Raw genomic sequence first — 6554 nt, 5'->3', positions numbered from 1 at the left:
CGCCGGACGACGCCCCGCGCCCCGTCGGCCGGTTCCCGCCGCTCCCCGCCGGAGCGGCGGTGCTCGTTCCGGTTGTGTTCCGGGACGACGGCTTCACCCCGTGTTCACCCGTCCCGCCCGGGAACGTTGGGTTCCGGGAGCACGCTCCTCGGTGTGAGACGCATCGCAGGGATCGTCCTCGCGGTCCTGCTGATCGGCGGCGTGGTGGCAGCCGTCGTGGCGGGCCGGGACACCGGGGACACGAGCACGGCAACGAAGACCGTGCGAGGAGTGATCGGGTCGGAGAAGGCGGAGTTCTTCGCCGACCCGGAGGTGGTGAAGGCCCTGGCCGCCGAGGGCTACACCGTGAAGACGGAGACATCGGGCTCCTGGGCCATGGACGGGCTGGACCTGAAGGGGTACGACTTCGCCTTCCCCTCCAGCAAGGCCCCCGCCGACGAACTGGCCGAGAAGTACCGGGTACGCGAACCGCTGCCCCGCCCCTTCTACTCGCCCCTCGTCGTGGTCGCCCACCGGGGCGCCGCCGAGGTGCTGAGCCGCAACGGGCTGGCCACGCTGGACAGGAACCGCGGTGTCCTCGACATGGAGGCCTACCTGAAGGCGGCCGAGGCCGCCCGCACCTGGCAGCAGCTCAAGGGGGCGGACAAGTACGGCGAGTTGTCCGGGCTGCTCTACATCGCCACCACCGATCCGACCACCTCCAACTCGGGGGCCCTCTATCTCGCCGCGGCCTCCAACGTCGCCAACGACGGACGGGTCGTCGCGAGCGAGGCGGACATCAAGAAGACCTCGCCCCTCCTGCACGACCTGATCAGCGTCCAGGGCGCCCAGCAGCCGAGCAGCGACGCGGCGTTCCGCGACTTCGTCAGCGGAGTCGGCAACCCGCTCGTCCTCGTCTACGAGTCCCAGGTCGCCGCCCTGCTCGCCGACGGACAGAAGGTCGACGACCTGGTCGTCCTCTACCCGGACACCACCGTCAACAGCGACCACACCGTCGTGCCCGTCACCGACGAGGGCCGTGCCCTCGGTGAACTGCTCGGTACGGACCCGGAGTTGCGCCGCCTGGCGGCCCGGCACGGGTTCCGGCCGCAGGGCTCGGCGAAGGAGTTCACGGCGGCGACGGCCGGCCTCACCACCTATCTGACGCCTCGGCTCACCGTCCGGCAGGCGCCCGTGCCCACCTCCGAGGTGCTGCACGAGATGGCGCGCCGGGCGCGGGGCCGCTGAACCACGGGGGAACACCACTCATGACAACGGAAGACAGCTTCACCCTCACCCCGCCCGAGCCGGTCGCGGCCGTGCCCCGGGAGAAGGCCGGCGGCCTGGTGCCGGTCGAGGAGTCCGTACGGTCGGACATGGCCAGGAAGGCCGAGGAGTACGTCCGCTCGCTGGCCGCGCTCGACGCCCGGTCGCCGGAGTTCGCGGGGAAGGTCGGGGAGATCGCGGCGCTCGGCGCGGGCGAGATGCGCACCGCCGCCGCACAGTCCAACCGCATGCTGGAGCGGACCGTCCGCAGCCTGCCCGACAAGGGCGGGGACGCCCAGTCGCAGGTCGCCGGCTCACTCGTCGAACTGCGGCGCGTGGTCGAGGACCTGGACCCGCGGGACCTGCCCGCCGGCAAGGGCCGCAAGTTCCTGTCCCGGCTGCCGGGCGGCAACCGGCTGCGGGACCACGTCGCCAAGTACGCCACCGCGCAGGGCACCCTGAACCGCATCGTGGGGTCCCTGCGCGGCGGCCAGGACGAACTGCGCCGGGACAGCGCCGCGTTGCAGACGGAGCGGGTCCGTCTGTGGGAGACCATGGGCAAGCTCCAGGAGTACGTGGTCCTGACCGAGGCCCTGGACACCGCGGTCGAGGCGCACATCGCCGCCGCCGACCCGCAGCAGGCCGACACCCTGCGCGCCGACGTCCTCTTCCCCGTCCGGCAGAAGCACCAGGACCTGCTCACCCAGCTGGCCGTCTGCGCCCAGGGCTATCTGGCCATGGACGTCGTCCGCCGCAACAACGAGGAACTGATCAAGGGCGTCGACCGGGCCGCCACGACCACGGTGTCGGCGCTGCGCATCTCCGTGATGCTGGCCTCCGCCCTCGACACGCAGCGCAAGGTCGTCGACCAGGTCAACGCGTTGCGCGGCACCACCGAGGACCTCATCCGCGGCAACGCCGAGATGCTCGCCACCCAGAGCGGCGAGATCCAGCGCATCGCCGCCGACCCGGCCGTCGGCGCGGAGACGCTCCGCTCGGCCTTCCAGCAGATCTACCGCACCCTCGACACCATCGACACGTACAAGGCGCGGGCGACGGAGACCATGGCCGCGACGGTGGAGTCCCTGACGGCCGAACTCCAGCACGCCGGACGCTACTTGGAGCGCAGCCGCTCCCAGGGCGCCCTCGAAGGGGGTGGGCTCGTATGAGACGACACCTCTCGGCCTCCCGCGGCACGGCCGTGGCCCTCGCGCTGGCCCTGGCGGTGGCCGGATGCACGACCGCCACCGAGACCCCCTCCGACCCGAACACCTACATCCCCGGCACCCTGCGCGTCCTCGCCTCCAGTGAACTCGCCGACATGAAGCCGGTGCTGGAGCGGGTCGAGAAGGACACGGGCCTCAGGGTGCGCCCCACCTACATGGGCACCCTGGACGCCGTGGAACTGCTCGCCGAGGGCCGGGCGAAGGACGTGTACGACGCCGTCTGGCTGTCGTCCAACGACTATCTGCGGCTGCGCCCGGACGCGGCGAAGCAGGTCGTGTCCGAGACACCGGTGATGTCCAGCCCGGTGGCGATCGGTGTGAAGGACGCGACCGCGCGGAAGCTGGGCTGGAAGCCGGACGACGTCTCCTGGTCGGACATCGAGAAGGCCGTCGCGGACGGCGACCTCACGTACGGCATGACGGACCCGGCCCGCTCCAACTCCGGTTTCTCCACGCTCGTCTCGGTGGCCTCCGGGCTGTCCCGACGCGCAGTCCGCGCTCACCGACGCGGACGTGGCGCGGGCGACGCCCCGGCTGAAGGAGTTCTTCCAGGGGCAGAAGCTGACGTCGGGCTCGTCGGGCTGGCTCGCGGCCGCCTACGACCGGCGCGGTGACGTCGACGCGCTGCTCAACTACGAGTCGGTGCTGAAGGCGCGGAAGGACCTGACGGTGATCCGCCCGCGCGACGGGGTCGTCACCGCCGACTACCCGCTCTCCTCCCTCGCGTCGACCAGCAAGGACGTCCGCGACGACGTACGCCGCCTCACCGACGCCCTGCGCGCCCCGGACACCCAGCGACTGATCACCGAGAAGACCCTGCGCCGCCCGGTCGTCCCCTCGGTCCGCCCCGCCGCCGGCCTGGACACCACCCGGCGCCGTGAACTCCCCTTCCCGGGCAGCCGTTCCGTCGCCGACGGACTGCTCGACGCGTACGAGAACGAGCTGCGCCGCCCGTCGAGGACCGTGTACGTCCTCGACACCTCCGGCTCCATGGAGGGCGACCGCCTGGACCGGCTGAAGGAGGCCCTCACCGAGCTGACCGGGGACTTCCGGGACCGGGAGGAGGTCACGCTGATGCCGTTCGGGTCGGGGGTCAAGAGCGTGCGGACCCATGTGGTCCGGCCGTCGGACCCGAAGGCGGGCCTCGACGGCATCCGCGCCGACACCCGCAGGCTCTCCGCCTCCGGCGACACCGCCATCTACACCTCGCTGCGCAAGGCGTACGAGCACCTCGGCGCCGCCGACCGGGACACGTTCACCTCGATCGTGCTGATGACGGACGGCGAGAACACCGAGGGCGCGAGCCCTGCCGACTTCGACGCCTTCTACCAGGGGCTGCCCGCCGCCGAGCAGCGCGTCCCCGTCTTCCCGATCCTCTTCGGCGACTCCGACAAGGACGAACTGGAGCACATCGCCGACCTGACCGGCGGCCGCCTCTTCGACGCCCAGCAGGGCTCGCTGGACGGCGCCTTCGAGGAGATCCGTGGCTACCAGTAGGTTCATGGCGTACGTCGAGTCCCGCAAGAACCTCACCGGCGGCGCCCTCGGGGTGGCGGGGCTCGGACTGACCTTCGCAGGGCTCGCGGGCCCGTACTGGCCGGTCGTGGTCGCCGGTCTGTACGGCGCGGGCGCACTGCTCGCCCCGCCGGAGCGCCCGCCGGTACCGGACTTCCCGGACCCGTCCGCCCAGCTCGACGAGGTCCGCGCCGACTTCGGCCGACTGGGCGGCTACCTCGCCGACATCGAGCTGCCGCCCGCGGCCGCCGGACGCCTCACCGAGCTGACGGAGCTGCTGACGGCCCTCCTCGACCCCGGCTGGGTCGCCGAGATCCTCGGCCAGGACCCCGAGGGGGTCCACACGCTGTCCCGGGCGGTGCGGCAGGACGTACCCGAGGCCGTCGACACCTACGTCCGTACCCGCTGGTGGACCCGTCTGACGCCGGGCACGGAGCCCCCGGAGCGTCATCTGGAACGCCAGCTGACCCTGCTGCACGACGAGTTGGAGCGGCTGGCGGCGGCCCTGCGCGACACGGAGGCCCGGCGGCAGGAGTCGCACACCCGGTACCTGGAGGACCGCTCGGGCTGAGCGCTCAGCCGATGTTCGTCAGGATCACGATCAGCAGCACCACCGCGATCACCACGCCCAGCACCTTCAGGCCGGCGTACGGGGACGGGGGCTGGTCCGGCGTGGGCGGCGTTCCCGGGACCGGGGCCGGCCGGGGCCCGTTGAACACGTCGTGCCCGGTCACGGAGACCCGGGTGCACCAGGGGCACGTCGGCAGATGGGAGCCGTACGTGTGCAGGGGCCGTACCGTGCACGACCGCACCTGCCCGCGCTCCTTGTCGAGGGCGCGCAGCCACGCCTCGGCCGGGGGCCGGGCGGTGGGCGTCTGGACGCCGGGTCCGAAGGCGGTCCTGGCGAGGGTGAGGAGTTCGGGCGGCAGGACGGAGGGGTCGACGGTGCCGCGCGGGATGATGACCATCTCGGGGCGGACGACGTACGAGATGCTCGCGGCGATGTTGTCCTTGACGGTCGACTCGGAGGTGCTCTCGTGGGGGACGCCGCCGAAGGGGTGGTTGCCCGCGGTGAGCAGCTGGTAGACGAGGACGGCGAGGGCGAAGTCGTCGCTCTGCCGGGTGGCGGGGCCGCCGGCCTGCCGTTCGGGGGCCGAGTAGTCGGTGGTGTGCATCAGGCAGGGGAAGAGCTCGCCGGTGGCCGGGTCGGTGAAGGCGATGGAGTCGCAGTCGAGGAAGGTGACGAAGCCGTTGCCGTCGACGACGACGTTGCTGCTGGAGAAGTCGCCGATGACGAGGTTGTCGTAGTGCATGCGGGCCGTCATGAACGCGAGGTTCCAGGCGACGCCGAGCAGGAACCGCCAGTCGGCCCGGTCCGGGAACAGCTTCAGCCGCTGGACGCGGGTGAACAGGCCGACGAGCTGCACATGCTGGGGTTCGCCGAAGCGGCGCATCGCGTACCCGAGGAACTCGCCGTTCGTGCCGCGTGCCATGGCCGTCGGCCAGGCCAGCTCGGGCGGCTGGTTGGCGTCGGTGGGGCGGGCGGCCAGCGGGGACATGGTGAGCATGCGGGCCAGCCGCCGCTCCTGGTCGGGGCCCGGCGGATCCCGGTAGATCTTGACGACGATCCCCGCGTCGCCCTCCACGGGGAACACGGCCGCCTGCCCGCCCCCTTTGAGGGGCTGCTCGGCGAGCGTGACCGCCTTGCCGTCGAGGAAGACCCTGCGGCCGCTCATGGCCGTACCTCCGAGTGCTCTCTGGGGCGGACCGGCGTCGGCTGCGGCCCTGGCGCCGCCCGTCGTACGAGCCGCGCCGATGCCGACCGACCGGACCGCCGTGGGTGGTCGTCCGGGCCGCCGGCCCGCCGGGGCCGGCCGGTTGCCGCTGTCATCCGCGGCTCGTGCGGACGGCTCGCAGCAGGGTTTTGTCGTCGGCGTTCAGGGCGGTGAGGCGGTCGGAGCGCAGGAGGGCGGCGAGCTTGCCGTCGGCGTCGTCCGGCGCGGTGTCGAGGGAGCGGAAGACGGCGTCCGCGAAGGACGTGTTCGGGGACTGGGCGCCGCTGGCCGACCGGTTGAGCATGGCCTGCGCGAGGCCGTCCGTGGAGAGCAGCACCCCGTCGATCCCGTCGTCGGAGAGGCACTCGGTGTGCGTCCAGTGCGCGGCGTCCGGCGAGGTCAGGAACACCGTCTCGTTGCTGTACTCGCTGACCGCCGCCGCCTGCGGCAGCAGATGGAACTGCCGCTCTCCGTCCTCGGTCCCGGCCCGTACGACGACGAACCCGTCCCCGACGGTCAGGTACCCCAGCCAGCCGGGCGCCAGCACCACCACGGTGAGGGTGGTGGCGAAGTCGGGCGCGTCACTGCCCGTACGGTCGAGGAAGTCGTCGCTGACGTCCTGCAACGCGTCCCGCAGCAGCTCGTGCACGGCCTCGCCGGGCTGTACCTCCATGGCCGCGCCGGCCCGCCGCGCGAAGTGCTCGGCGGCCAGTTTCACCGCCAGCCGGGAGCCCTCCTCGGAGCGTGGCCGGCTCCCGGCGCCGTCGGCGACGGCGAGGACGGCGACGGCGGA

5 protein-coding genes and 1 pseudogene are annotated in these 6554 nt (G+C 72.4%); 4 read left to right on the top strand and 2 right to left on the bottom strand.

Annotation, left to right across the window (positions count from 1 at the left end):
- The first annotated feature begins 153 nt into the window (after positions 1-153).
- The 4 genes and pseudogenes from AOK23_RS21985 (at position 154) to AOK23_RS21970 (ending at position 4557) form a co-directional block, all read left to right on the top strand.
- Positions 154-1227, top strand: a complete 1074-nt coding sequence (locus tag AOK23_RS21985; RefSeq protein ID WP_055714399.1) for a substrate-binding domain-containing protein — start codon at positions 154-156, stop codon at positions 1225-1227.
- Between the two features lie 20 nt (positions 1228-1247).
- Positions 1248-2414, top strand: coding sequence for a toxic anion resistance protein (locus AOK23_RS21980; RefSeq protein WP_055714398.1), 1167 nt, complete (start codon positions 1248-1250; stop codon positions 2412-2414).
- A pseudogene (locus tag AOK23_RS51960) lies at positions 2411-3968 on the top strand (substrate-binding and vWA domain-containing protein). The gene AOK23_RS21980 and the pseudogene AOK23_RS51960 overlap by 4 nt, the downstream one beginning before the upstream one ends.
- A gap of 4 nt (positions 3969-3972) precedes the next feature.
- Positions 3973-4557, top strand: a complete 585-nt coding sequence (locus tag AOK23_RS21970; protein WP_055714397.1) for a hypothetical protein — start codon at positions 3973-3975, stop codon at positions 4555-4557.
- A 4-nt stretch (positions 4558-4561) separates the two neighbouring features.
- Here the strand turns inward: AOK23_RS21970 and AOK23_RS21965 are convergent, their stop codons facing one another.
- Positions 4562-5722, bottom strand: a complete 1161-nt coding sequence (locus AOK23_RS21965; RefSeq protein WP_055714396.1) for a hypothetical protein — start codon at positions 5720-5722, stop codon at positions 4562-4564.
- A gap of 151 nt (positions 5723-5873) precedes the next feature.
- Positions 5874-6554, bottom strand: a 681-nt coding sequence (locus AOK23_RS21960; RefSeq protein WP_055714401.1) for a PP2C family serine/threonine-protein phosphatase, incomplete at its 5' end; no start/stop codon positions are given.

It is taken from the genome of Streptomyces torulosus, assembly GCF_001419765.1.
GTDB lineage: Bacteria > Actinomycetota > Actinomycetes > Streptomycetales > Streptomycetaceae > Streptomyces > Streptomyces torulosus.
This window is presented reverse-complemented; position numbering and strand designations above follow the sequence as displayed.

Coding starts and splice junctions, on each gene's coding strand:
- AOK23_RS21980 (WP_055714398.1), top strand. CDS start 1,248: ATGACAACGGAAGACAGCTTCACCCTCACCCCGCCCGAGCCGGTCGCG.
- AOK23_RS21970 (WP_055714397.1), top strand. CDS start 3,973: ATGGCGTACGTCGAGTCCCGCAAGAACCTCACCGGCGGCGCCCTCGGG.
- AOK23_RS21965 (WP_055714396.1), bottom strand. CDS start 5,722: ATGAGCGGCCGCAGGGTCTTCCTCGACGGCAAGGCGGTCACGCTCGCC.